This window comes from Micromonospora sp. WMMD998 (assembly GCF_029581235.1).
GTDB lineage: Bacteria > Actinomycetota > Actinomycetes > Mycobacteriales > Micromonosporaceae > Micromonospora.
On sequence record NZ_CP120740.1, the window covers coordinates 1,166,259 to 1,189,238 of the forward strand.

Genomic DNA, 22,980 nt, shown 5'->3' on the forward strand with positions numbered 1-22,980 from the left:
CGCCAGATGTTCGGCCATGGAAAATCATTGCCGATGTGAGGACCCGGCCGGGATGGACCTAGATAAAGATGAATGTTGATATGACCATGTAACTGCTGGTGGAGTGTGCGGACAACGGGATCTCCCGTACCCCGAGGAGGTTGTCGATGGCCTTCCATGCGCTCCCGCTCCGCCGCCGGCTGGCGCTCGCCGCCGCCGTCGGCCTGACCCTCGTCACCGCCGTCGCCGGGCCGGCCGCCGCCCGCCCCGCCCCGGAGCGGCCCGGTGAGCAACCGGCCGCCGTCGCCTACCGGGTGCTCGGCCCGCGGACCGTCGCCGACCGCACCGCGGTCGCCCGCACCGGCGCCGCGATCGACTACTCCGAACACGGTGTGCTGCACGTCACGGCCACCACCGCCGAGGCCGCCGCGATCACCCGGCTCGGCTTCCGGCTGGAGAAGGACGTCGCCCCGGCGCCTGCCGGCGGCGCGACCACGTACGCCTTCCCGCCCGCCGACTCGAACTACCACGACTACGCCGAGCTGACCGCGGTGGTGAACCAGGTCGTCGCCGACCACCCGAGCATCGCCCGCAAGCTCAGCATCGGCACGTCCTACCAGGGCCGGGACCTGATGGCCGTGAAGATCTCCGACAACGTCGGCACCGACGAGAACGAACCGGAGATCCTGTTCAACGCGCAGCAGCACGCCCGCGAGCACCTGACCGTCGAGATGGCGATCTACCTGCTCAACCTCTTCACCGACAACTACGGCAGCGACTCCCGGATCACGAACATCGTCAACTCCCGGGAGATCTGGATCGTGCCCACGGTCAACCCGGACGGCAGCGAGTACGACATCGCCACCGGCTCCTACCGCTCGTGGCGCAAGAACCGCCAACCCAACAGCGGCTCCTCGTACGTCGGCACCGACCTGAACCGCAACTGGAGCTACCAGTGGGGCTGCTGCGGCGGCTCGTCCCGCGTGAAGTCGTCGGAGACCTACCGCGGCCCGTCCGCCTTCTCCGCCCCGGAGACCGCCGCGCTGCGCGACTTCGTCAACAGCCGGGTCGTCGGCGGGGTGCAGCAGATCAAAGCGAACATCGACTTCCACACCTATTCCCAGCTGGTGCTCTGGCCGTACGGCTACACCTACAGCAACACCGCCACCGGAATGACCGCCGACCAGTACAACACCTTCGCCACCATCGGCCAGCAGATGGCGGCGACGAACGGCTACACCCCGGAACAGTCGAGCGACCTCTACATCGCCGACGGCACCAGCATCGACTGGATGTGGGGCAGCCACAAGATCTGGGCGTACACCTTCGAGATGTACCCCGGCTCGGCCTCCGGCGGCGGCTTCTACCCGCCCGACGAGGTGATCCCGGCGCAGACCGCCCGCAACCGGGACGCCGTGCTGATGCTGTCCGAGTACGCCGACTGCCCCTACCGGGCGATCGGCAAGCAGAGCCAGTACTGCTGACCTCACCACCCGTGGTGGGGACCCCGGTTCCACCCCCGCCGGGGTCCCCACCCACCCCCTCCCGTCCGGGTGATCTCCGCTGGTCATGCGCTACCGTGACACCGACCGTGCCACAGCGAAGCCGGTGCGAAACCGGCGCTGTCCCGCAACTGTGATGCCCCGTACGCGCGGCGTCGGCCTTCTCCGCCGGCGCCGACGGACGTGGGACGAGCCAGGTCGCCTGCGGCCCGGTCGCGACACGCGCTCTCGAGGAAGGGCGCCTCGCGGACGGGCCTTTCCACCTGTCGGCGAAGCACCACGCTCCTCGACCGACAGGAGGACCATGACCCGACGTACCCCTCGGCTCTTCGCCGCCGCGCTCGCGGCCGGCGCGATGCTGCTCGCCGGCTGTGCCGAGAAGACCTCGACCGACACCCCCGCCACCGGCGCGTCCGGCGGCGCCTTCCCCGCCAGCGTCGGCAACCTGACGCTGTCCACGCGCCCCGAGAAGATCGTCTCGCTGTCGCCGACCTCGACCGAGATACTCTTCGCCATCGGCGCCGGAAAGCAGGTCACCGCCGTCGACGACCAGTCGAACTACCCGGCCGATGCACCGAAGACCGACCTCTCCGGCTACCAGCCGAACGCCGAGGCGATCGCCGCGAAGAGCCCCGACCTGGTGGTGCTCGCCAACGACACCAACAAGATCGTCAGCCAGCTCGTGGCGCTGAAGATCCCGGTCCTGCTCGCGCCGGCCGCGACCACGCTCGACGACACCTACCGGCAGCTCACCGACCTGGGCACGCTCACCGGCCACCCGGCCGAGGCGGAGGCCGTGGTGCGGAAGATGAAGGACGACATCACGGCGCTCACCAAGGACCTGCCCACGCGCGCCGAGAAGCTGACCTACTACCACGAGCTGGGTCCGGAGCTGTACAGCGCGACGAGCAAGACCTTCATCGGCACCATCTACGCGCTCGCCGGGCTGGAGAACATCGCCGACCCGGCCGACGCCGGCGGCAAGAGCGGCGGCTACCCGCAGCTCTCCCAGGAGTTCATCGTCAAGGCCAACCCCGACTTCGTCTTCCTGGCCGACACCAAGTGCTGCCAGCAGAGCGCGGACACGGTCAAGGCGCGCAGCGGCTGGGGCGGCGTCACCGCGGTGAAGAACAACCAGATCGTGGCGCTCGACGACGACATCGCCTCCCGCTGGGGCCCGCGCGTCGTCGACCTGCTCCGGACGATCGTCGACGCCACCGCCAAGGTCCCGGCCTGACCGTGGCCGTACGACCGGTGGACCCCGTGCCGGCCGGGACGCCCGACGGGCCCCGGCCGGCCGGCCGGCTTCCCCGCCCACGTCGCGCAGCCCGGGCCGACACCCCGGCCCGGCCGGCCGGGCTGCGCAAACGCTGGCTGCTCGCCGGCCTGGCGGCGGTGCTCGTCGCGCTGGTGGCCGGCGTGTCGTTCGGCCCGGTCAGCCTGCCGCCCGGCAGCGTCGCCGCCGAACTGCTCAACCTGCTGCCCGGGGTGCACCTGGACAGTGGGCTCACCGAGCGGGAGATCGCCATCGTCACCAAGCTGCGGCTGCCCCGGGTCGTGCTCGGCCTGCTCGTCGGCGCGCTGCTCGCCCTGGCCGGCGGCTGCTACCAGGGCGTCTTCCGCAACCCGCTGGCCGACCCGTACCTGCTCGGGGTGGCCGCCGGGGCCGGGTTCGCGGTCACCGTGGCGATCGTGCTCGGGGCCGGGGCAGGCGGGGCGCTCACCGGGCTGCCGGTCACCATCCCGCTCGCCGCGTTCGTCGGCTCGCTCGGCGCGGTCGCGATGACGTACCTGCTCGGCATCGCCGGCGGGCGGGACCGCTCCCCGGCCGTACTGATCCTGGCCGGGGTGGCGGTCTCGGCGTTCTTCTCCGCCGGGCAGACCTACCTGCTGCAACAGCACTCCGACAACATCCAGCAGGTCTACTCCTGGCTGCTTGGCCGGCTGGCCACCGCCGGTTGGCACGACGTGTGGCTGGTCCTGCCCTACTTCGTGTTCACCGCCGTGGTGGTGCTGGCGCACCGGCGGGAGCTGGACGTGCTCTCGGTCGGCGACGACGAGGCCACCAGCCTCGGGCTGCATCCGCAGCGCTCCCGCTACCTGCTGATCGTCGCCGCCTCGCTTGGTACCGCCGCCGCGGTCTCCGCGTCCGGCCTGATCGGCTTCGTCGGCATCATCGTGCCGCACACCGTACGACTGCTCGCCGGTTCCAGCCACCGGGTGATCCTGCCGCTGTCGATGCTCTTCGGCGGCGCGTTCCTGGCGTTGACCGACGTGGTCGCCCGGACCGCCGCCGCGCCCGCCGAGATCCCGATCGGCGTGGTAACCGCGCTGCTCGGCGGCCCGTTCTTCGTGCTGATCCTGCGTACCTCCCGCCGGGTCGGGCAATGAGCGCGGCGGCGCTCGAGGTCCGGGGCCTGCGGATCGAGCTGGGTGGAGCCCCGGTCCTGGCCGGCATCGACCTGACCGTCGCGGTCGGCGAATGGGTCACCGTCATCGGACCCAACGGCGCCGGCAAGTCGACCCTGTTGCGCGCCGTCGGCGGCCTGCTGCCCGCGCCGGACGCCGTCACCCTCTTCGGTACGCCGATCCGTGCGCTGCGCCGCCGCGACCGGGCCCGGGTGGTGGCCACCGTGACGCAGTCCCCGGTGGTGCCGGCCGGCATGGCGGTCTTCGACTACGTCCTGCTGGGGCGCACTCCCTACATGCCGCCGCTGGGTCGGGAGTCCGCCGCCGACCTGGCCGCCGTGCACGAGGTGCTGGACCGGCTCGACCTGGGCGGGTTCGGCCGCCGCGAGTTGGCCACGCTCTCCGGTGGGGAGCGGCAGCGGGTGTTCCTGGCCCGGGCGCTGGCCCAGGGCGCCACGCTGCTGCTGCTCGACGAGCCGACGAGCGCGCTTGACATCGGGCACCAGCAGGAGGTGCTGGAGCTGGTCGACCAGCTCCGCCGCGAGCACGACCTGACCGTGCTCGCCACCATGCACGACCTCTCCATCGCGGGCGAGTACGCCGACCGTCTGGTGCTGCTCGCCGACGGCCGGGTGGCTGCCGCCGGTCCACCGTCGGAGGTGCTCACCGAGCAGCTCCTGGCCCGCCACTACCGCGCCCACGTCCGGGTGATCCCTGGCCCGCACGGCCCCCACGTGGTCCCCCTCCGCCGGAGGTGAAAGGCGGGGGCCCCTTTTAACAGGTGGTGTTAAGAGGGGCCCCCGCCTCTACCGAATGCGTTAAAAGGGGCCCCCTCCTTACACCTCAGCGGAGGGTGGAGATGGAGAAGAGGGCGCCCTGGGGGTCGCGCAGGGCGGCGGCGCGGCCGGCCGGATTGTCCCGGGGCGGGACGAGGATGGTGCCGCCCAGCTCGGCGGCCCGGGCCGCGGTCGCGTCGGTGTCCTCCACCGCGAAGTAGACCGTCCAGTACGCCGGCAGGTCCGCGGGCAGGGGCTCGGCCGGCGGCAGCATGCCGGCGACGATGCGGGCGCCGCAGCGCCACCCGACGTAGGGGATCGGCCCGGCCGTTCGCTCCTCGGCGTGCCAGCCGAAGACCAGCGCGTAGAACTCCCTGGCCCCGTCCGGGTCGGGCGTGACCAGCTCGTTCCAGCACATCGCGCCGGGCGCGTTGAACAACTCCGCGCCGCGCATCGCCATCGGCTGCCAGACGCTGAACACCGCGCCGGCCGGGTCGGCGAGCACCGCCATCCGCCCCTGCCCGCTGACGTCGAACGGCGACACCAGCACCTGCCCGCCGGCGGCCTCCACCCGGGTGGCGACCAGGTCGGTGTCGTCGGTCGCCACGTACGTCGACCAGATCGGCACCTGGTCCGGCGTGGCCGGTGGGCCGGCACCGGCGACGGCCCGGCCGTCCTTGAGGAAGACGGTGTAGCCCTCCGCGTCGGGCACGGTGGAGATCCGTCCGGTCCAGCCGAACAGCTTCGGATAGAACCGTCTCGCGTCCTCCAGGCCGGGCGTGGCCAGGTCGGTCCAGCAGGGTGTGCCGGGCTCGACGCCGTTCACGGTGACCCCTCTCGCCGGGAGCGGTCCCGCTGGCCCGCCCTGCCGGCATCGTGGCACCGCCGGCTCGGCCGCCGGGCCGGAACCGGACAAAACGTCGGCTGAAGGTGGGCCCGACCGGCGACCGCGACGAGCAGGGGCACCCGGGGCGCGGCGGCCGGGGCCGGGATCGTGGACCCTGCCCACGTCACCCGCACCGCCCCCTGTGGAGGGGGGTGCATCCCCTAGTCTGGGGGCGCCGTCGACGGCGGCGGTGTTGTCCGACCGGACACTGGGGAGGGTCCGTGACCAGTCCGAGCAGGGATCTCGACGTCCAGCCGGAGGCGTTGACGGCGTTCGCCGCCGCCTCCCGGGACCGGGCCACCCGGTTCCGCGAGCTGCACCGGGCATTCCGCGACGGGCACGTGGCCCGGCACTCCTTCGGTGTGATGCCCGCGTCGTTCAGCCTCGCCGCCGCGTACGCCGAGCAGTTCGAGGCGTGCCTTCAGGGGCTCGACGAGGGCGCCGAGGTGATGGCCGACATCGCCGAGGGGCTGACCGACACCGCCGACGCCTACACCGGCACGGACGTGGCGACCACCGACATGTTCACGCCGGGCGCCTGAGGGGGCGGGATGAGCACCGAGGCGCTTGCGCGCAACAAGACCTACTTCGAGCAGATCGTGTCGGGCACGCCCGACCCGTTCAAGCCGCTCTCCAACGCCGTGCTGTGGCCGTTCGAGCAGTTGTTGGAGCTGGTCGCCGGCGAGCCGGACGACCTCATGCAGGCTGCCCAGCTCGCGCTGACCACCGGCGAGGCGGTGCGGCGGATCGCCGGCGACCAGGTCGCCGACCGGGCCCGGCTGCGCGGCGCCTGGGACGGCGACGCGGCGGAGAAGTTCCACGCCTCGATGGAGTCCGTCGAGGAGGCGATCGAGGAGCTGGCCAAGGGGCTGGACGGCACCAAGGAGGTGCTCGTCGACGCCGCGAACGCGGCGGTGGAGGCGTTCAACCTGCTGGTCGAGCTGATCCTGGAGTTCCTGCTCTGGTTCCTGACCGAGGTGATCATCGCGGCGGTGGCGGCGGCGCTCAGCGCCGGGGTTACGCTCGCCGCGACCGTGGTGCGGGTGCTGGCCCGGCTGGCCACCACGGTCGGTCGCATGGTCAAGATCGTGGCCCGGTTCGCGGAGATCCTCACCAAGCTCGTCACCAAGCTGGAGAAGGTCGCCGAGCTGCTCACCCGCTACCGCAAGCTGGTGATGGAGCTGCGTAAGGCCAAGAAGGCGTACAAGGCGTGGAACAAGTCCGGCTACACGAAGGAGGCGTTCGCGTTCAAGATGAAACGCGCCGCCATCCTGTTCCCGGGCAAGTTCGCCATCAACCAGGCGTCCCCGGTGAACATCCCGGGCATCGGCGGCGCCCTGCTCGACACCGGGGTGGGCCTGCACGACGTCTCCGACGGCCACAAGGATCGCAACTACCTGGTGGACGGCACCTACCGCGAGGACCTGGGCCCATACACCAAGGGCGTGCAGAACGTGTTCGACTCGATCGTGAACTGAGAGGCAGCCATGACGTTCCCGGCCCTGGACCGGATCGAGGCGTTGGCCCGCAACCTGGACGGGTGGCAGCGTGAGCTCGGCGCGCGGATGGCCGAGCTGGAGCAGAGCAACGCCGCGGGCGCGAGCGACTCCGGTCTGGTCACGGTCGTGGCCGCCGCCGACGGCCGGATCCTCTCCACCGACATCAACGCGCGGGCCATGCGGTTCGACTCCTACACGCTGGCCGAGGAGTTCACCGCCGCGGCGAACCGGGCGCAGGAGGCCGCCGCCGCCCGGGTGCGGGAGATCGTCGGCGAGGTGATGGGCGCCGCCCCGGCCGCGGAACGCCGCGCCGACGACGGCTACGGCCACGATCGATACTGAGCCGATGGACGAGACCAGATACCGCGAGGCGATCGGCCGGCTCGTCGAGCCGGGTGAGCGCGTGCTGGCCCTGGCCAAGGCGGACGTCGGCGGCGGTCTCACCCCGCCACCGCCGCCCGAGCCGTCGTCGACCGCCGCGCCGGGCCGGCGGACCGTCGGATCGGTGCTGCTCAACGTGCTCGTGCCGCTTGCCACCTGGGACCGCGGCGACCGCCTGGTCGACCTGGTCGGCTGGGGGATCGCCGGCCGCGGCGCGCCCGGTTCGGCGGCGTCCCGGCTGCACCGGGCGCTCAACCCGCCCCGGCCGGACGGCGCGGTCCGGGAAACCGTGTTGGTGGCCACCGACCGGCGGCTGCTGGTCTGCCGCACCGGCCCGGTCAAGCTCCTGGCCGGGCGTGACGACGAGGAGCGGGCGTTGGCCGAGACCGAGGTGGTCTGGTCGGCGGCGCGCACCGAGGTGGCCTCCGCCCGGGTGGGCTGGCACCGGCTCAACCCCAAGCGCCTGCGGTTCGACTTCGCCGACGGCTCCTGGCTCGCCTTCACCGTCCCGATCGCCGAGTCGGGCCGGCCGCTGCGCGTCGTCGCCGACGCCCTTTCCGACTGAAGAATGCCTCCGTCATCCGACGAGGAATGACGAGAGCAAGTTGAGCAGGAAGCCGAGGACAGCGCCGAGTGTGAAGGTCAGCCAGGTGCTCTTGCTGTTCGATCGCTTCAGCCCCTCGATCTGCTTTTCGTGAGCGACGGTCAGTCTTTCGATCTCCTCCTTCAGCTTCTCTTCGCTGCGCGTGGTGAGCAACATGGCGATCTTGCTGGCTTGAGCCTCGTTCAGTTGTGCGGTGGCCTGTGCCGCATCCGCACGCCTCACCAGATCCCGCACCTCGGTTTCGAACGCCTGAGCCTTGGCGCTGATGTCCCGGAGCCGGCCGACGGTGTCGGAGAGCGTCGCCGAAACCTCGGCGATCTCCTCTTCGAGCGCGGGTGGAGGTGTGTCCGGTTGCAATTGCTCGACGGCATTCAGGACCTGGGCGTGCACGCTGCGATACTGCTCGGCGAGCAGGCGCTCGCGTGATTGTTCTCGAAATGATCCGACGACCGCGATGATGATCACAAAGGCGAAGAAAGCGATGCTGGAGAATGTGATGGATGCGATCACAGCGCGTGCCATCGAGTCGGACATTGACACAGGTTATGGTCGAGGTGCTGGTGCCGGCCAGTGACGTCCGGTGGTGTTTCGCAGAGCCGACAGGTGCCGCCGAGTGCCCGTTCGGTTAGCCGGCCAGCGGCGCGGGCAGCGGCTCCCGGTGCAGCACCGCCAGCCCGGAGACCGCCCGGGTCAGCGCCACGTAGAGGCGGTTCAGGCCACGCGGCTCGGCGGCCACGATCGCGGCCGGCTCGACGACCACCACATGGTCGTACTCCAGGCCCTTGACCAGCGTCGCCGGGACCACCGTGACGCGCGCCGCGGCCTCGACGTCGTCGGCGGTCGCGGTCTCGACGCCCGCCGCGGCGAGGGCCGCGCGGAGCCGGTCCACCGTGTCGTCGGCCGCGATCACACCAACCGAGCCGTCGTGCGCCAGCGCCGCCCGCACCTCGGCCACCGTCGCCGCCGTCAGGTCCTCGGCGGTACGCACACCGAGCGCGCCGTCGTTGCGTAGTGACCGGGCCGGGGGTACGTCGACGGCGAGCACGGGCAGCAGCCGGTTGGCGAACGCCACCACGGCGGCGGGCACCCGGAAGCCGACGCTCAGCGGCACCACCGCGGCGTCCGGCTTGCCCAGGTGGGCGAGGGACTCCCGCCAGTCGGTCGCGGCCCAGGGCGCGGTGCCCTGGGCCAGGTCGCCGAGGAGCGTGATCGAGCCGTGCTCGCTGCGGCGGGCGATGGCCCGGCACTGCATCGGGGAGAGGTCCTGCGCCTCGTCGACCACCACGTGGCCGAAGCCGGCGGGCCGTTCCAGGAGCCCGGCCACCTCGTCGAGGAGCACCGTGTCGGCGGCGGTCCACCGGGTCGCCTTCGCGGTGCGTCCGACCTTGCCGGCGCGGAACAGTTCCTGCTCCTCGGCGGTGAGCAGCCCGTCGGCGGCGGCGGCGAGCGCCTCGGCGTCGGTGCGTAGCCGGTGCAGCAGGCCGTCCGGGGTGAGCGCCGGCCAGACCGCGTCGAGCAGGTCGGTGACCGGTTTGCTCCGGCTCATCCGGCGCAGCCAGGCGTCCGAGGGCGACTCGGCCCGGCGGGCCTCGGCCTGGCGTTGCAGCAGGCCGACCAGCCGGGCCCGGACCCGTTCCCGACCGGTGGCGTACGGCAGGCCCTCCGCGCGGGTCTCGGCGACCAGGCGGTGCAGCGGGTCGAGCCCGATCCGCCAGCGGAACGAGCCGTCCGACACCATGATCGGCTCGGTCGGCGTACCGATGTGGGCCTCGACCGCGCGGCGCAGCACCTCGGCCATCCGGATGTCGTGCTTGAGCGCGGCGGCGGCCGGCTCGTCGACCGCGCGGACCGGCACCCGGGCGACCAGATCCTCGACCGTGGCCTGCTCGACCTCCACCTCGCCGAGCGCGGGCAGCACGGCCGCGATGTAGGACAGGAACGCCCGGTTCGGTCCGACGATCAGCACCCCGGAGCGGCGCAGCCGTTCCCGGTGCAGGTAGAGCAGGTACGCGGCGCGGTGCAGCCCGACCGCCGTCTTGCCGGTGCCCGGCGCGCCCTGCACGCAGATCGAGTCGGCCAGGTCGGCGCGGACCAACTCGTCCTGCTCGGGTTGGATGGTGGCGACGATGTCCCGCATCGGGCCGACGCGGGGGCGCTCGATCTCGGCGGTGAGGATCCGGCTGGCCGTCCCGAGTTCCTCGCCCCGGTCGAGGCGCTCGTCCTCGAAGCTGGTCAGGACGCCGTTGTGGAACCCGAACCGGCGGCGCACCGCGACGCCCTGCGGGTCGCGGGCGCTGGCCCGGTAGAACGACCGGGAGACCGGGGCGCGCCAGTCCAGCACCAGCGGCTCGCCCCGCTCGTCGGTGACGTGCCGCCGCCCGACGTGGTAGTCCCGCCCGGCGTGGTCCGGGTCGTCCGGCCCGAAGTCCAGCCGGCCGAAGAAGAGCGGGGTGGTCGGGTCGTCGGCCAGCTCCTTGACCCGCCGGGCCATGTGCCGGCCGAGCTGTTCGGCGGTGTACGCGTCGCCGGCCACCTTGTCGCCGGTGGCGAAGAGCGACTCGGCGCGTTCCCGCATCCGGCGCAGCGCGGAGCGGGAGGTGTCCAGGTGGGCGCGCTCGGTGGCGAGTTCGTCGTCGAGGGTGGTGGCGTCGCTTTGCGGTGCGGGCACGGTGAACTCCCAGGCTCAACATGATGCTCGCTCGCGTGTCCGGGGCGGTTGGCCTGCTCCCGGCGCGGGGACGTCCGCTGCGGTGCATGCTCACCGCGGCCGTCGGGCGGTCAACCACTATACGGAGGCGCCGATCGACCCCGCCACCGAATTGACTTGGCGCGTTGCCTGGAAGGGAACCGAACTTAACAATATTCTTAAGTCGGAGGTGGGTGGATGGAGTGGGAGATCCTGATGACGGTGCAGGTCGGGGAGTTTCTTGAGGATCTCTACGCTGTCGATCGTGAGTCGCATCGTCTCGTCAACCAGGCCATCCTGGTGTTGGAGCGCAACGGGCCCGCCGAAGGGAGACCCCTGGTCGACAGCATCACGGCCTCTCGTCTCAGCAACCTGAAGGAGTTGAGACCCCCGTCCGCGGGGCGCACGGAGATTAGGCTGCTCTTCGTCTTCGATCCATGGCGATCGGCGGTCCTTCTGGTGGCTGGCGACAAGTCCGGCCAGTGGAAGCGGTGGTATAGGGAAGCGATACCTGAGGCGGAGCAGCTCTACGACACGTACCTCAAGGAACGGCAGGAGGAGAGCCGATGAGCGGGGTGAAGCGCTGGCGCGACACCACACACCTGGAGCGTGCCGTGGAAACGGCCGGCGGTGAGCGTGCGTTCGAGGCCGAGGTCGGCGAGATGCTCGACCATGCTCGCGGTTGGCGTCTCGCCGAGTTGCGTAAGCGCCGCGAGATGACCCAGGAGCAGGTCGCGTCCCGGATGGGCGTGTCGGTGGCCCGGGTGTCGCAGATTGAGGCGGGCAACGTGGCAACCCAGGAAGTGTTGGCGCGCTACATCGCGGCGCTCGGCGGCACGCTCAAGGTGATCGCGGACTTCGGCGACGAGCAACTCAAGGTGGCCTGAGCCGCTGCGGGTGTCCGTCGCCCGTCGACGCGGGATCATGGAGGCATGACCGAGGCGCGTCCCGAACAGCACCGGGTGACGATTACCGATCCGCAGGTGATGCGGGCGTTGGCCCATCCGGCCCGGATGGCGATCGTGGAGCATCTCAGCGCGTTGGAGGGCGGCGCGACCGCCACCGAGTGCGCCGAGATCGCCGGCCTCTCGCCCAGCGCCACCAGCTACCACCTGCGGGAATTGGCGAAGTTCGGCCTGGTGCGGCAGGCGGCCGGTCGGGGGGACGCGCGGGAGCGGGTGTGGGAGGCGGTGAACCCGTCGTACTCCGTGGAGGCGGGGCCGGACGCCGACCCGGAGACGCACGCCGCCGAGGCGGCCCTGGTGGAGGCGCACCTGGTCCGGGACGCGCAGCGGGTCCGGGACTGGCTGCGCCGCGTGCCGGACGAGTCGCCCGAGTGGTACGAGGCGTTCTGGTTCAGTGACAGCGTGCTGCTGCTGACCGCCGAGGAGTTGGCCGAGCTGAACGAGTCGGTCCGGGCGCTGACGTCGCCGTACCGGCAGCGGAGCCGGACGGATCCGCCGGCCGGGGCGCGGAAGGTGGCGGTGCAGTACCGGGCGATGCCGATCGACTGAGGCGGGTTGCGCGACCCAGGTGTGAAGGATTATTTTCGAAGTATGTCCTTCGCGCCTGGGTCGTCGCGCTGGTCGGACGTGTGGCTGGCCACCACCGCCCGGGGCGTTTCCAGTTGCGGCGACTTCCTCGCCGCCACCGCGCTGACGCTCGCGCTCCAGTCCGCCGGTGCCGGTGGGCTCGCCGTGTCCGGGCTGCTGCTCGCCGCGACGCTGCCGCTTGTCGCGCTCGCCCCGCTCACCGGTCGCCTCGCCGACCGGGTGGACAGCCGCGTGCTGCTGGTCGCCGCCGGCCTCGTCCAGGCCGGGATATGCGTGGCCCTGGCGTACGCGAAGGATCCGGTCCTGGTCGTCGCGCTCGTGGCGCTGCTCGCGACCGGTCTCGCGGTCACCCAGCCGGTGCTCGCCGCGCTGGTGCCGGTGATGGTCCGCGCCGCGGACCTGCCCCGGGCCGGCGCGCTCAACCAGACCGCCGGCACCCTGGGCGCGCTCGCCGGGCCCGCGTTGGCCGGGCTGCTCGTCGGGCAGTTCGGCACCCGCGTGCCGCTGCTCGTGGATGCGGTCAGCTACCTGGCGTTGGTGGTGGCCGCGCTGCTCATCCGTACCCGCCGGGGTGGCCGTGGGGTGGCGGCCGGCGGCGTCGTGGCGGCCACGCCCGGGTGGCGGTTGCGGCGCGACCCGCTGCTGCTGGTCATGGTCGGCAGCGTGGCCGCGGTGGTCGGCGCGGTCGGGGCGATCAACGTGGTCGAGGTCTTCTTCATCCGGGAGACCCTGGACAGCTCCACCACCGTGTACGGGCTGGTCACCGGCTCCTGGACGCTCGGCATCGTGCTCGGGGCCTGGCTGTTCGCCCGGGTCGCCCGCCGGCTCGCCGACGACGGCGCGCTGCTCGGGGCCGGGCTGGTGCTCCTCGGCGGCTGCTGCCTGGCGGTGCTCGCCTCGGCGGCGGTGCCGTCGGCGTGGCTGCTGGTGCCGATCTGGCTGCTGGGTGGCGTGGGCAACGGCGGCAACAACGTCTTCGACCAGTTGCTGCTGGCCCGCCGGGTGCCGGAGGCGGCCCGGGGGCGCGCGTTCGCGGCCTTCGGCGCGGCGGTGCAGGGCGCCGGGATGGGTGGCTACCTGGTCGGCGGACTGTTACTGGAGGTGGCGGACCCCCGGTCGCTGGTCGCCGGTTGCGGGGTGGTCGGCCTGCTCGTGGTGGTGGCGCTGGCCTGGCCCGTCCGCCGCGCGGTACGCGCCGAGCGTGCCGCCGCCACCCCCGCGCCGCACCCCGCCGCGCCCTCCCCGGTGGGGGTGGGTGGTTAGGAGGGGCCCCTTCCTCTACCGAATGCGTTAATAAGGGCCCCCTCCTTTCATCCGGTGCGGGATGGACCACTTCCGCGCCGGCCTGCGGGGCGGCGCGGGGGTGGCGGGGATACGGTCAGGCCATGGCCGAACGCATCGCCCGCCCCCGCGTGGGGCACATCCAGTTCCTCAACTGCCTGCCCATCTACTGGGGGCTGATGCGATCCGGCGCGCTGCTCGACGTCGACCTGCACAAGGACTCGCCGGACCGGTTGAGCGCCGACCTGGTCCGCGGCGACCTCGACATCGGCCCGATCACGCTCGTGGAGTTCCTGAAGCACGCCGACGAGCTGCTGCTCCTGCCCGACCTCGCGGTGGGCAGCGACGGCCCGGTGCTCTCGGTCAACATGGTCTCGACCCGGCCGCTGGCCGAGCTGGACGGCGCGAAGGTCGCGTTGGGGTCCACGTCGCGCACCGGCGTGCTGCTGGCCGAGCTGCTGCTCGCCGAGCGGTACGGGGTACGCCCGGAATACTTCCGCTGCCCGCCCGACCTGACCCAGATGCTGCTGGAGGCCGACGCCGGGGTGCTGATCGGGGACGTGGCGCTGCGCGCGCTCTACGAGGCGCCCGGCAAGGGTCTCGCGGTGACGGACCTCGGGCAGGCCTGGCACGACTGGACCGGGTTGCCGATGGTGTTCGCCGTCTGGGCGGTACGCCGGGACTTCGCCGCCGCCCACCCGGGGCTGGTGAAGGAGGTGCACGAGGCGTTCCTGCGCTCGCGTGACCTGTGCCTGGCCGAGCTGGACCAGGTGGCCGAGGCGGCGGCCCGCTGGGAGCCGTTCGACGCGACCACCCTGGCCACCTATTTCCGCACGCTCGACTTCTCGCTGGGCGAGCGGCAGGTGGCCGGGCTGCGCGAGTTCGCCCGGCGGGCGGCCTCGTACGGGGAGGTGCCGGCGTTGCCGGAGGACGGGCCGCGGTTCTTCCCGGGCTGAGCGTGGCTCAGTTCGCCGGGCGCAGCAACGCCTCGGTGATCTGCTCGCAGGCCTTCATGCCGTAGTCCCAGCTACCGACGCTGAACGGGCTGCGGACCATCACGCCCATGGTCCAGGTGTCGCCGACGGCCAGGCAGTTGACGTGGTATTCCTCTTCCTTCTGCCGGTCGATCCAGCCGTTCTTGATGGCGATCTTCTTCCGCTCGGCCGCCGGGAACGCCATGCGGATGCCGAAGTCGCCGGCGCCACGGACCAGGCGCATCTCGTTGAGCAGCCACTTCGTCCACTTCGGGCCGGCGGCCCGGCCGTCGTCGATGCAGAGGCCGAGCCGCGCGGTGTCGCGCGGGGACAGCAGCGTCCGGCTCCAGCCGCCGTCGGCGGCGACCTTGCTGTCGGTCAGCTTGCAGATCGAGATCAGCCGCTTGATCGAGGCCGCGCTGCCGACGCTCTCGTAGAACTGCTGGGCGCGGGTGTTGTCGCTGTCGCGGATGATCCGCGTGGCGTCGGCGAGCTTGGCGTCGCTCGGGGTCTTGCCGGCCTCGGCGCTGCGGCGCAGGTAGTCGGCGACCACCCAGGACTTGATCAGGGACGCGGTGGTGCTGGTCTCGCCCATGTTCTTCGAGCCGATGATCTCGCCGGTGCGCTTGTCCAGCACCGACCAGGCGTACCAGCCTTTGAGGTTGAGGGAGTCGAGGTTCCTGGCCTCGAACGGCAGCGGCTCCAGCGACGGCGACGGCGACGGCCGGGGCCGGGCGTTGCGATCGGTGGGTTGCGCGGTGGACCGCTCGCCGGCCGGGTCGGGATGCGACGCGGCGGTCGGTGGCAGCGGTGAGCCGGGGACCAGCCGGAGCGAGAGCACCAGCAGGCCGACCAGGGCCACGGCCACCGCGGTGAACGCCAGCGGACGGTGGTGGCTGCCGGGCCGTCGCCGGGCGCCGGCCATCAGAGCTTTCCGACCGGCTGCTGCGGCACCTTGAGCGCGGCCCCGGGCTGCGGGGTGACGAGCTGGGTGGCGACGCTTGCGCACACCTTGGACCCGTAGGACAGGCCGGCTTCGCGCGGGTAGCGCATCATCACCGCGAGACTCCACTTGTCGGTGACGGCCAGGCAGTTGACGTGCCAGTTGCGGTCGTACACGAGTTGGGTCCAGCCGTTCTTGATGCTCACCGGGCCCTGGGACTTGATCGAGGCGGGCAGGCCGTCGACGATCCCCCACTTGCCGCCGCCGGACCTCGTCTGCTGGCTCTTGATGCTGCCCCGGACGTTCGCCATCTCGTTCAAAACCCACGTCGTCCACTTGGGCCCGGCGGCCTTGCCGTCGGCGATGCAGTCGCCGAGCCGGACCGCGTCCCGGGGGGACATCCGGGTGAAGCTCCACCAGCCCTCGAACGAGGGCACGTTGCCGGGCTTGGTGTCGGTGAGGCCGCAGATCTTGACCGCGCGCTGGAGCACCGGGTTGAGCTTGCCGCCGGGCTGCGGCTTGTAGGACCCGCCGGCCGCCCGGTAGACCCTGTTCGCGCCGTCGTCGTCGCTGTCCCGGATGGCCACGCTCGCCGCCTTCTTCAATTCGGCGGTGGGCTGCTTGTCGCCGAGCTGGCGCAGGTAGTCCGAGACGATCCAGGTCTTCAGCATCGACTCGGTGGAGCTGGTCTGGCTCATGTTCTTCGCGCCGGCGACGACTCCGGTCTTGCGGTCCATCAGCGCCCAGGAGAAGAACTCACCCTTGAAGTTCACCGAGACCGGGGCGGCGGCGAGCGTGGGGGGTGGCGGCGCGCTCGGGGCGGGCGCGGGCACCTGCTCGGCGCCGGCGCCGACGCCGCCGAGGCTGCCCAGGCCGTCTCCGTCGGAGAGTTTCGCGTACGCGGCGGGCACCAGCATGCCGCCGCCGACGAGGACCGCCACGACGGCGAGCACCAGGGTCACGCGAGGTCGCATGAGTGGGTGGACTCCAGATCTATGGCCGGGGGGACCGGCGCTTGCGCATGTGTTCGGGCCTGATCACCACTGGGCCGGGGGACGATGGCCTGGGTGGTGGCGATCAACGGCAGCCGATCGGTGTGCCGGGGGAAGTCTACTTCCGGACTGGCCATCCGCCAGATCCCGACACCCGGCGACTCGCCGGGTGGACGGGATATTGAACCGCGATGCCGCTCTTGGGGGCTTTCGTCGGCGGCAAGTGGTCGAGGTCACAGCTGTTTTCCCAGCTCAGGTCAGCTCACGGTGAGTATTTGGCCAGTCACTCAAGGTCGCCCGGGAATCCTGTTACACCCTCTGGTGTCATTCGTCGCGAGCTGTAACACTGGCTTCATGTATGGCAACGACTTCGCCCCGCCCGAGGACGCTCCGGGCGGCGGCCTGCTCGGCGAGGTGGAAGCCGCGGAGGCGGCGCTGCGCGAGGCGGCGGCGCGGGCCCGGCGGGGCGGTCCGGCGCCGGACCAGGACTTCGAGGCCTACTTCGCCGACGTCATCGACGCGGATCAGAAGATCGAACCTCGGGACTGGATGCCGGAGGCGTACCGGAGGACCCTGATCCGGCAGATCGCCCAGCACGCCCACTCCGAGATCATCGGCATGCAGCCGGAGGGCAACTGGATCAGCCGGGCCCCCTCACTCAAGCGCAAGGCCATCCTGCTGGCCAAGGTGCAGGACGAGGCCGGCCACGGCCTCTATCTCTACGCCGCCGCCGAGACGCTCGGCATCACCCGGGACGAGTTGGTGGAGCTGCTGCTCAACGGCCGGCAGAAATACAGCTCGATCTTCAACTATCCGACCCTGACCTGGGCCGACGTCGGTGCCATCGGCTGGCTGGTGGACGGGGCGGCGATCGTCAACCAGGTGCCGCTGTGCCGCTGCTCCTACGGCCCGTACGCCCGGGCCATGATCCGGGTCTGCAAGGAGGAGTCGTTCCACCAGCGCCAGGGCTACGAGATCCTGCACACGCTGGCACACGGCACCCCGGGCCAGAAGGCGATGGCCCAGGACGCGGTCGACCGCTGGTGGTATCCGTCGCTGGCCATGTTCGGCCCGCCGGACGGCGACTCCACACACAGCGCGCAGTCCATGGTCTGGAAGATCAAGCGCTTCTCCAACGACGAGCTGCGCCAGCGTTTCGTCGACATGTGCGTCGGCCAGGCGGAGGTGCTCGGCCTGAGCATCCCCGACCCGGACCTGCGCTGGAACGACGAGCGCCAGGCGTACGACTACACCGAGCCCGACTACGCCGAGCTGATGCGCGTCATCAAGGGCGACGGCCCGTGCAACCGGGAGCGGATGTCGCATCGCCAGCGGGCCCACGCCGACGGCGCCTGGGTGCGGGAGGCCGCCGCCGCGTACGCCGCGAAGCGGGCGGGCCGCAAGGAAGCGGTGCCGGCATGAGCGAACGCACCGAGCGGAGCGAGGGCCGTGAGGGCATGCCCGGTCGGCTCGGCATGAGCGAACGCACCGAGCGGAGCGAGGGCCGTGAGGGCATGCCCGGCCAGCACCGCATGAGCGGCCAGTCCTCTCCCCTGTGGGAGGTCTTCGTGCGGGCCCGGCGCGGCCTGTCCCACACCCACGTCGGCAGCCTGCACGCCGCCGACGCGGAGCTGGCGCTGCGCAACGCCCGTGACCTCTACACCCGCCGCCAGGAGGGGGTCTCCATCTGGGTGGTGCCGGCCGGCGCGATCACCGCGTCCAGCCCGGACGAGAAGGACGCCTTCTTCGACCCGGCGGCCGACAAGGTCTACCGCCACCCGACGTTCTACGAGGTGCCGGACGGGGTGTCGCACCTGTGAGCGGCGTCTTCGACTTCACGCTCGGTCTCGGCGACGACGCGCTGATCGCGGCGCAGCGGCTCGGCGAGTGGGCCGCCCGCGCGCCGGAGATGGAGGAGGACATCGCGCTCGCCAACATCGCCCTCGACCAGCTCGGCGCGGCCCGGCTGCTGCTCACGTACGCGGGCGAGCTGGAGGGCGCCGGTCGCGACGAGGACGCCCTGGCCTACCTGCGCGACGACCGGGAGTTCCGCAACTGCCTGCTGGTCGAGCTGCCCAACGGTGACTTCGGCATGACCGTGGCGAAGCTGTTCTTCCTGGCCGCCTGGCAGGTGCCGCTCTACACCGCGCTGGCCGGCTGCCCCGACGACCGGCTCGCGGCGGTCGGCGCGAAGGCGCGCAAGGAGTCGGCCTACCACCTGGACCACGCCTCGCTCTGGGTGCGGCGGCTCGGCGACGGCACCGACGAGTCGCACCGCCGCATGCAGGACGCGGTCGACCAGGTGTGGCCGTACGTCCATGAACTGTTCGTGGCGGATCCGGCCGCGCCGGTCGACCCGGCCACCCTGCGGGCCGACTTCGACACCACCGTGACCGCCGTGCTCGACCAGGCCACGCTCACCCGCCCGGAGACGGACTGGAAGCCGGGCGGGGGTCGGGACGGCCTGCACACCGAACACCTCTCCTACCTGCTGGCCGAGATGCAGGTGCTGCACCGCGCCCACCCCGGGGCGCAGTGGTGAGCGCGAGGAGCGCAGCGCAGCGGAGCCCCGCAGCCGCGAACGGAAGGTGGCTCTGGTGAGTGACGCCAGGGCGGCCGTGGCGGCGGTGGTGGACCCGGAGATCCGGGTGATCACCATCGACGAGCTGGGCATCCTGCGCGCGGTGGAGGAGGAGCCGGACACCGGCCGGGTCGTCGTCACCATCACCCCCACCTACACCGGCTGCCCGGCCATGGACGTGATCCGCGCGGACATCCGCCGTGCGCTCGCCGCCGCCGGGCACCCGGACGCCGAGGTCCGCACGGTCTACGCGCCGGCCTGGAGCACCGACTGGATCTCCGAGCGGGGCCGGGCCAAGCTGGCCGACGCCGGCATCGCCCCGCCCGCCCCGCGCGGCGACGACGCGGTGGTGCCGTTGACCCTGGCGGTCCGCTGCCCGCACTGTGGCTCACCGGAGACCACGCAGGTCAGCCGGTTCGGTTCGACCGCCTGCAAGGCGCTGTGGCGCTGCCGCTCCTGCGCCGAACCCTTCGACCACCTGAAGGCGCTGTGACTGTCACCATCACCCGACCGGTCCGCCGTCGGCCGGTTTTCCATCCGCTTCCCGTCGCCGCCGTCGACCGGCTCACCGACGACTCGGTGTCGATCACCTTCGCGGTGCCCGACGAGCTGCGCGAGACGTTCGCGTTCTCCGCCGGGCAGCACCTCACGGTCCGCCGCCCGGCCGTCGCGGACGATCCGGAGCAGGCGGAGGCCCGCCGGTCGTACTCGATCTGCTCCACCCCGGACGAGCTGGCCCGGCACGGCCGGTTGCGGATCGGGGTGCGCGAGGTCCCGGGCGGGGCCTTCTCCGCGTACGCGTGCGGCGCGCTGCGCGACGGCGACACCGTCGAGGTGCTGCCGCCGCTGGGGCAGTTCACCTCCGCGTTCACCCCGGACCGGGTCCGGCGGTACGGCGCGGTGGTCGCCGGCTCCGGCATCACGCCGGTGCTCGGACTGGCCGCGACCGCGCTGGCCGTCGAACCCGACAGCACCTTCACCCTGGTGTACGGCAACCGCACGGCGAACACGGTCATGTTCGCCGAGGAGTTGGCCGACCTGAAGGACCGCTATCCGACCCGGCTGCACCTGGTGCACGTGTTGTCCCGCGAGATGGGTGATTCGGCGCTGCTCTCCGGGCGGATCGACGCCGACCGGCTGGCCCGGCTGCTCGACACCGTGGTGCCCGGTGACGAGATCGAGGAGTGGTTCCTCTGCGGCCCGTACGGGATGGTGGTGGACGCCAGGGCGGTGCTGGCCGGGCGCGGGGTGCCGGACGCGGCGGTGCACACCGAGCTGTTCCACGTGGACGCCCCGCCGGAGCCGGTACGCCGACCCACCGCCGACGCCGACGAGACCGGCGCGGAGGTGACGATCGTGCTGGACGGGCGTTCGTCGAGCTTCACCATGGGCCGGGACGAGCGGGTGCTCGACGCGGCCCTGCGGGTGCGGGGCGAGCTGCCGTACGCGTGCAAGGGCGGGGTCTGCTCGACCTGCCGGGCGCGGGTCACCTCCGGTGCGGTGACGATGGCGCGCAACTATGCCCTGGAGCCGGACGAGGTGGCCGCCGGATACGTGTTGACCTGCCAGTCCAGCCCGACCACCGACACCTTGACGGTCGACTACGACGCCTAGCTGCGCGAAACCCGGCTCACCCACCGTCCGGGGACGGTGACGGCCCGCCAGTTCCGGCGCGACCTGGCGCAAGCTCATCCGCAGCGGCTCCGACTCCCGCACGGACATGCCGGCGCACACACCCCTGGCGTTCCACTCGTGGGCTGAGCGGGGCGTGGGTGGAGCGCTAGGGGTGTCTCGGGCGTGCTGAGGCACCTCTGGTGTTCCACTCGTGGGCTGGGCGGGGTGTGAGTGGAACGCCAGGGGTGCCTGAAGCGCCGGCGTGCCGACCGGACGGCCGCCGCCAGAGTTGACTACGACGTGTGACGGGGCAGTGCCGCAGCCGCTGATCCTCTATATTGCCAACCGTCATCGCCCGTTGCCGGAGCGTCGCGTTCGTCGCGCGCCCCTGGCGGCGGGCGTTCCGCGCATCGGGCCGAGTGGTCGCCCGCAGCGCCGTATCGACGGGGGAGCACCATGACGGGACACCATCGACGACGACAACGCCGCCGCGCGCTGCTGGCCGGGGTCGTGACACTTGCCGGCGCGGGGCTGGTGGCGGGCGCGCCGGCGCGGGCCGTGAGCGGCGGCACGCCGGTCACGGACCCGGCGTACGCGTTCGCGGCCAAGGTGGTCTTCGGCGACGTGCACGGCTGTTCGGGGGCGCTCGTGGCGCCGCAGTGGGTGCTCACCACCCGGTCCTGCGTGACCGACGGCGCGTCGGCCCCGGCGACCGGTGCGCCGAGCCGGGCGACCACGGTGACCGTGGGCCGGCTCGACCTGGCCGCCACCGGAGGCCACGTCCGGCGGGTCTCCTGGGTGGTTCCCCACCCCGACCGGAACGTGGCGTTGCTGCGGCTGGCCGTCCCGGCGGTCGGAGTCGCCCCGGTGGCGCTCGGCACCGCCGCCCCGGCGCAGGGCGAGCAGTTCCAGGCGCTCGGCTTCGGCCGGACGGCCACCGAGTGGGCGCCCGGCGAGCTGCACGGCGTGGGCGTCACCGCGGCGGCGGTGACCGACACCACTGTCGACATCACCAACCCGGACAGCGGCGGCCCGACGACCTGCAAGGGTGATGCCGGCGGGCCGACCGTCCGGGTGGCCGGCGGGGTGCCGCAACTGGTCGCCCTGCACGACAGGTCCTGGCAGGGCGGGTGCCTGGCCGAGACGGAGACGCGCCGCGACGCGGTCGAGGTGCGCACCGACGACCTGGCCGCCTGGATCAGGGCGAACAGCGTCTCCACCTGCAACGCGGGCGGCGGCACGGTGGTGCCGGGAGACCAGTCGAGCCTGGCGATGCTCGGGGACTGGACCGGCGACTGCCGCGCCGACGTGCTCGCGCAGACGGCCGACAACCGGCTGCGCCTCTACCCGTCCAGCGGCGACATGTCGGGCACGGCGCCGTTGTTCCCCGGGCCGTACCCGTACGTCGGCACCAACTGGTCGGCGTCGAACCGCCCCCGGGTGCTTGTCGGCGACTTCAACGGGGACGGTCGCTCCGACATCATCGGGGGGACCTCCGACGGCACGCTCACCGCGTGGGCGTCGACAGGTGACGTCTCCGCCGACTACCGGCTCTTCCCCACCCCGGTCAAGGTCGGCACCGCCTTCACGATCGGGTCGATCCCGCGTCTCCACGTCGGTGACTTCGACGGGGACGGGCGGACCGACCTGCTCGGCCAACTGCTCAACGGCACGTTGAAGGTGTGGACCTCCAGCGGCGACCTCTCCGCCGACGCCCGCCTGTTCTCGGCGCCGGCGCGGGTGGTCGGGGACGGTTTCACCACGTCGGCGGTGCCGCGGATGCTGACCGGTGACTTCGACGGCGACGGCCGTACCGACCTGATCGCCCAGTACGCGGACGGCAGCATGAAGGGCTTCCCGTCCAGCGGCGACCTCTCCGCCGACGGAAAGCTGTTCCCGTCGACCGCGCAGGCGAAGGTGGTCGGCAGCGGCTGGAGGAGCAGTTCGATCCCGCGCGTCCTGGTCGGTGACGTGGACGGCGACACCGTCGCCGACCTGGTGGCCCAGTTGGCCGACGGCACGCTGCGGGTCTACCGGTCGTCAGGTGACCTGACCGGCAGCGCCCTCACCTTCCCGGGCCCGTACCTGAACGTGGGCACGAACTGGACGGCGGCGAACCGGCCCCGGATCCTGGTCGGTGACCTCTCCGGGGACGGCCGGACCGACCTGGTCGGGCAGCAGGCGGACGGGAAGCTGCTCGGCTTCCGCGCCACCGGTGACCTCTCCGCCGACTTCAAGCTCTACGTCACGAGTGAGAACCCGGTCGGAACCGGCTGGGGAACGACGTCGATCCCGCGCATCTTCTAGGCGGGCACGGCGG

23 protein-coding genes, 1 pseudogene and 1 riboswitch are annotated in these 22,980 nt (G+C 72.0%); of the genes and pseudogenes, 19 read left to right on the forward strand and 5 right to left on the reverse strand.

Annotated features, from left to right (window positions below; translation table 11 throughout):
• Positions 1-146: 146 nt before the first annotated feature.
• The 4 genes and pseudogenes from O7619_RS05505 to O7619_RS05520 form a co-directional block, all read left to right on the forward strand.
• Positions 147-1,460: pseudogene (locus O7619_RS05505) on the forward strand (M14 family metallopeptidase); the annotation flags it as partial.
• A gap of 123 nt (positions 1,461-1,583) precedes the next feature.
• A riboswitch (cobalamin riboswitch) is annotated at positions 1,584-1,679 on the forward strand.
• Positions 1,680-1,785: 106 nt separating this feature from the next.
• Entirely contained in the window at positions 1,786-2,718 is a 933-nt protein-coding gene (locus O7619_RS05510; RefSeq protein WP_282286109.1) for an ABC transporter substrate-binding protein, read from the forward strand.
• Positions 2,719-2,840: 122 nt separating this feature from the next.
• Positions 2,841-3,872, forward strand: coding sequence for an iron ABC transporter permease (locus tag O7619_RS05515; RefSeq protein ID WP_282288689.1), 1,032 nt, complete (start codon positions 2,841-2,843; stop codon positions 3,870-3,872).
• A complete protein-coding gene (locus O7619_RS05520; protein WP_282286110.1) occupies positions 3,869-4,648 on the forward strand; it encodes an ABC transporter ATP-binding protein in 780 nt (259 codons plus the stop codon). The genes O7619_RS05515 and O7619_RS05520 overlap by 4 nt, the downstream gene beginning before the upstream one ends.
• An 85-nt stretch (positions 4,649-4,733) precedes the next feature.
• On the opposite strand, the gene O7619_RS05525 is transcribed toward O7619_RS05520, so the two are convergent.
• Positions 4,734-5,492 (reverse strand): VOC family protein, encoded by a 759-nt coding sequence (locus tag O7619_RS05525; RefSeq protein WP_282286112.1) that lies wholly within the window; start codon positions 5,490-5,492, stop codon positions 4,734-4,736.
• 281 nt (positions 5,493-5,773) lie between these two features.
• Between O7619_RS05525 and O7619_RS05530 the strand changes: the two genes are divergently transcribed.
• The 4 genes from O7619_RS05530 to O7619_RS05545 are packed head-to-tail and all read left to right on the forward strand — an operon-like array spanning position 5,774 to position 7,997.
• Complete coding sequence (locus O7619_RS05530; RefSeq protein ID WP_282286114.1) at positions 5,774-6,094, forward strand: type VII secretion target; 321 nt, start codon at positions 5,774-5,776, stop codon at positions 6,092-6,094.
• Between the two features lie 9 nt (positions 6,095-6,103).
• Positions 6,104-7,030, forward strand: coding sequence for a WXG100 family type VII secretion target (locus O7619_RS05535; RefSeq protein WP_282286115.1), 927 nt, complete (start codon positions 6,104-6,106; stop codon positions 7,028-7,030).
• Positions 7,031-7,039: 9 nt separating this feature from the next.
• Positions 7,040-7,393: a YbaB/EbfC family nucleoid-associated protein gene (locus O7619_RS05540; RefSeq protein WP_282286116.1), complete on the forward strand. Its 354-nt coding sequence runs from the start codon at positions 7,040-7,042 to the stop codon at positions 7,391-7,393.
• Positions 7,394-7,397: 4 nt separating this feature from the next.
• Positions 7,398-7,997: a hypothetical protein gene (locus O7619_RS05545; RefSeq protein WP_282286117.1), complete on the forward strand. Its 600-nt coding sequence runs from the start codon at positions 7,398-7,400 to the stop codon at positions 7,995-7,997.
• 12 nt (positions 7,998-8,009) lie between these two features.
• On the opposite strand, the gene O7619_RS05550 is transcribed toward O7619_RS05545, so the two are convergent.
• Together O7619_RS05550 and O7619_RS05555 are read right to left on the reverse strand one after the other, a co-directional pair.
• On the reverse strand, positions 8,010-8,570 hold the full coding sequence (locus O7619_RS05550) for a hypothetical protein (RefSeq protein WP_282286118.1): 561 nt from the start codon (positions 8,568-8,570) through the stop codon (positions 8,010-8,012).
• Between the two features lie 91 nt (positions 8,571-8,661).
• On the reverse strand, positions 8,662-10,704 hold the full coding sequence (locus tag O7619_RS05555; protein ID WP_282286119.1) for an ATP-binding domain-containing protein: 2,043 nt from the start codon (positions 10,702-10,704) through the stop codon (positions 8,662-8,664).
• A 216-nt stretch (positions 10,705-10,920) separates the two neighbouring features.
• Between O7619_RS05555 and O7619_RS05560 the strand changes: the two genes are divergently transcribed.
• The 5 genes from O7619_RS05560 to O7619_RS05580 all read left to right on the forward strand — a co-directional run bounded on the left by O7619_RS05560 (position 10,921) and on the right by O7619_RS05580 (position 14,512).
• On the forward strand, positions 10,921-11,292 hold the full coding sequence (locus tag O7619_RS05560) for a type II toxin-antitoxin system RelE/ParE family toxin (RefSeq protein WP_282286121.1): 372 nt from the start codon (positions 10,921-10,923) through the stop codon (positions 11,290-11,292).
• Complete coding sequence (locus O7619_RS05565) at positions 11,289-11,609, forward strand: helix-turn-helix transcriptional regulator (protein WP_282286123.1); 321 nt, start codon at positions 11,289-11,291, stop codon at positions 11,607-11,609. Before O7619_RS05560 ends, O7619_RS05565 begins: the two co-directional genes overlap by 4 nt.
• 45 nt (positions 11,610-11,654) lie before the next feature.
• Complete coding sequence (locus tag O7619_RS05570; protein WP_282286125.1) at positions 11,655-12,236, forward strand: metalloregulator ArsR/SmtB family transcription factor; 582 nt, start codon at positions 11,655-11,657, stop codon at positions 12,234-12,236.
• A 42-nt stretch (positions 12,237-12,278) separates the two neighbouring features.
• A complete protein-coding gene (locus O7619_RS05575) occupies positions 12,279-13,538 on the forward strand; it encodes an MFS transporter (RefSeq protein WP_282286127.1) in 1,260 nt (419 codons plus the stop codon).
• Positions 13,539-13,660: 122 nt separating this feature from the next.
• Positions 13,661-14,512, forward strand: a complete 852-nt coding sequence (locus O7619_RS05580) for a menaquinone biosynthesis protein (protein WP_282286129.1) — start codon at positions 13,661-13,663, stop codon at positions 14,510-14,512.
• A 7-nt stretch (positions 14,513-14,519) separates the two neighbouring features.
• Here the strand turns inward: O7619_RS05580 and O7619_RS05585 are convergent, their stop codons facing one another.
• Positions 14,520-15,455 (reverse strand): hypothetical protein, encoded by a 936-nt coding sequence (locus O7619_RS05585; protein WP_282286130.1) that lies wholly within the window; start codon positions 15,453-15,455, stop codon positions 14,520-14,522.
• Complete coding sequence (locus tag O7619_RS05590) at positions 15,455-16,447, reverse strand: hypothetical protein (RefSeq protein ID WP_282286132.1); 993 nt, start codon at positions 16,445-16,447, stop codon at positions 15,455-15,457. The genes O7619_RS05585 and O7619_RS05590 overlap by 1 nt, the downstream gene beginning before the upstream one ends.
• Before the next feature lie 372 nt (positions 16,448-16,819).
• On the opposite strand from O7619_RS05590, the gene paaA reads away from it, so the two are divergent.
• The 6 genes from paaA to O7619_RS05620 all read left to right on the forward strand — a co-directional run bounded on the left by paaA (position 16,820) and on the right by O7619_RS05620 (position 22,967).
• Positions 16,820-17,887, forward strand: a complete 1,068-nt coding sequence (gene paaA / locus O7619_RS05595) for a 1,2-phenylacetyl-CoA epoxidase subunit PaaA (protein WP_282286134.1) — start codon at positions 16,820-16,822, stop codon at positions 17,885-17,887.
• A 110-nt stretch (positions 17,888-17,997) separates the two neighbouring features.
• Entirely contained in the window at positions 17,998-18,285 is a 288-nt protein-coding gene (gene paaB / locus O7619_RS05600) for a 1,2-phenylacetyl-CoA epoxidase subunit PaaB (RefSeq protein WP_281590565.1), read from the forward strand.
• Positions 18,282-19,007: a 1,2-phenylacetyl-CoA epoxidase subunit PaaC gene (gene paaC, locus O7619_RS05605; RefSeq protein ID WP_282286135.1), complete on the forward strand. Its 726-nt coding sequence runs from the start codon at positions 18,282-18,284 to the stop codon at positions 19,005-19,007. Before paaB ends, paaC begins: the two co-directional genes overlap by 4 nt.
• 55 nt (positions 19,008-19,062) lie before the next feature.
• On the forward strand, positions 19,063-19,539 hold the full coding sequence (gene paaD, locus O7619_RS05610; RefSeq protein ID WP_282286137.1) for a 1,2-phenylacetyl-CoA epoxidase subunit PaaD: 477 nt from the start codon (positions 19,063-19,065) through the stop codon (positions 19,537-19,539).
• Positions 19,536-20,660 carry a 1,2-phenylacetyl-CoA epoxidase subunit PaaE gene (paaE, locus tag O7619_RS05615; protein WP_282286139.1) on the forward strand — a complete coding sequence of 375 codons (1,125 nt, stop codon included), beginning with the start codon at positions 19,536-19,538 and terminating at the stop codon, positions 20,658-20,660. The genes paaD and paaE overlap by 4 nt, the downstream gene beginning before the upstream one ends.
• 456 nt (positions 20,661-21,116) lie before the next feature.
• A complete protein-coding gene (locus O7619_RS05620) occupies positions 21,117-22,967 on the forward strand; it encodes an FG-GAP-like repeat-containing protein (protein WP_282286141.1) in 1,851 nt (616 codons plus the stop codon).
• Positions 22,968-22,980: the final 13 nt, after the last annotated feature.

Bases quoted from the DNA above. Each gene is read 5' to 3' on its own strand.
- O7619_RS05510 (WP_282286109.1), top strand. From the start codon at position 1,786: ATGACCCGACGTACCCCTCGGCTCTTCGCCGCCGCGCTCGCGGCCGGC.
- O7619_RS05575 (WP_282286127.1), top strand. From the start codon at position 12,279: ATGTCCTTCGCGCCTGGGTCGTCGCGCTGGTCGGACGTGTGGCTGGCC.
- O7619_RS05535 (WP_282286115.1), top strand. From the start codon at position 6,104: ATGAGCACCGAGGCGCTTGCGCGCAACAAGACCTACTTCGAGCAGATC.
- O7619_RS05620 (WP_282286141.1), top strand. From the start codon at position 21,117: ATGACGGGACACCATCGACGACGACAACGCCGCCGCGCGCTGCTGGCC.
- paaB (WP_281590565.1), top strand. From the start codon at position 17,998: ATGAGCGGCCAGTCCTCTCCCCTGTGGGAGGTCTTCGTGCGGGCCCGG.
- O7619_RS05545 (WP_282286117.1), top strand. From the start codon at position 7,398: ATGGACGAGACCAGATACCGCGAGGCGATCGGCCGGCTCGTCGAGCCG.
- O7619_RS05590 (WP_282286132.1), bottom strand. From the start codon at position 16,447: ATGCGACCTCGCGTGACCCTGGTGCTCGCCGTCGTGGCGGTCCTCGTC.
- O7619_RS05565 (WP_282286123.1), top strand. From the start codon at position 11,289: ATGAGCGGGGTGAAGCGCTGGCGCGACACCACACACCTGGAGCGTGCC.
- O7619_RS05580 (WP_282286129.1), top strand. From the start codon at position 13,661: ATGGCCGAACGCATCGCCCGCCCCCGCGTGGGGCACATCCAGTTCCTC.
- paaA (WP_282286134.1), top strand. From the start codon at position 16,820: ATGTATGGCAACGACTTCGCCCCGCCCGAGGACGCTCCGGGCGGCGGC.
- O7619_RS05540 (WP_282286116.1), top strand. From the start codon at position 7,040: ATGACGTTCCCGGCCCTGGACCGGATCGAGGCGTTGGCCCGCAACCTG.
- O7619_RS05560 (WP_282286121.1), top strand. From the start codon at position 10,921: ATGGAGTGGGAGATCCTGATGACGGTGCAGGTCGGGGAGTTTCTTGAG.
- O7619_RS05585 (WP_282286130.1), bottom strand. From the start codon at position 15,455: ATGGCCGGCGCCCGGCGACGGCCCGGCAGCCACCACCGTCCGCTGGCG.
- O7619_RS05570 (WP_282286125.1), top strand. From the start codon at position 11,655: ATGACCGAGGCGCGTCCCGAACAGCACCGGGTGACGATTACCGATCCG.
- O7619_RS05550 (WP_282286118.1), bottom strand. From the start codon at position 8,570: ATGTCCGACTCGATGGCACGCGCTGTGATCGCATCCATCACATTCTCC.
- O7619_RS05520 (WP_282286110.1), top strand. From the start codon at position 3,869: ATGAGCGCGGCGGCGCTCGAGGTCCGGGGCCTGCGGATCGAGCTGGGT.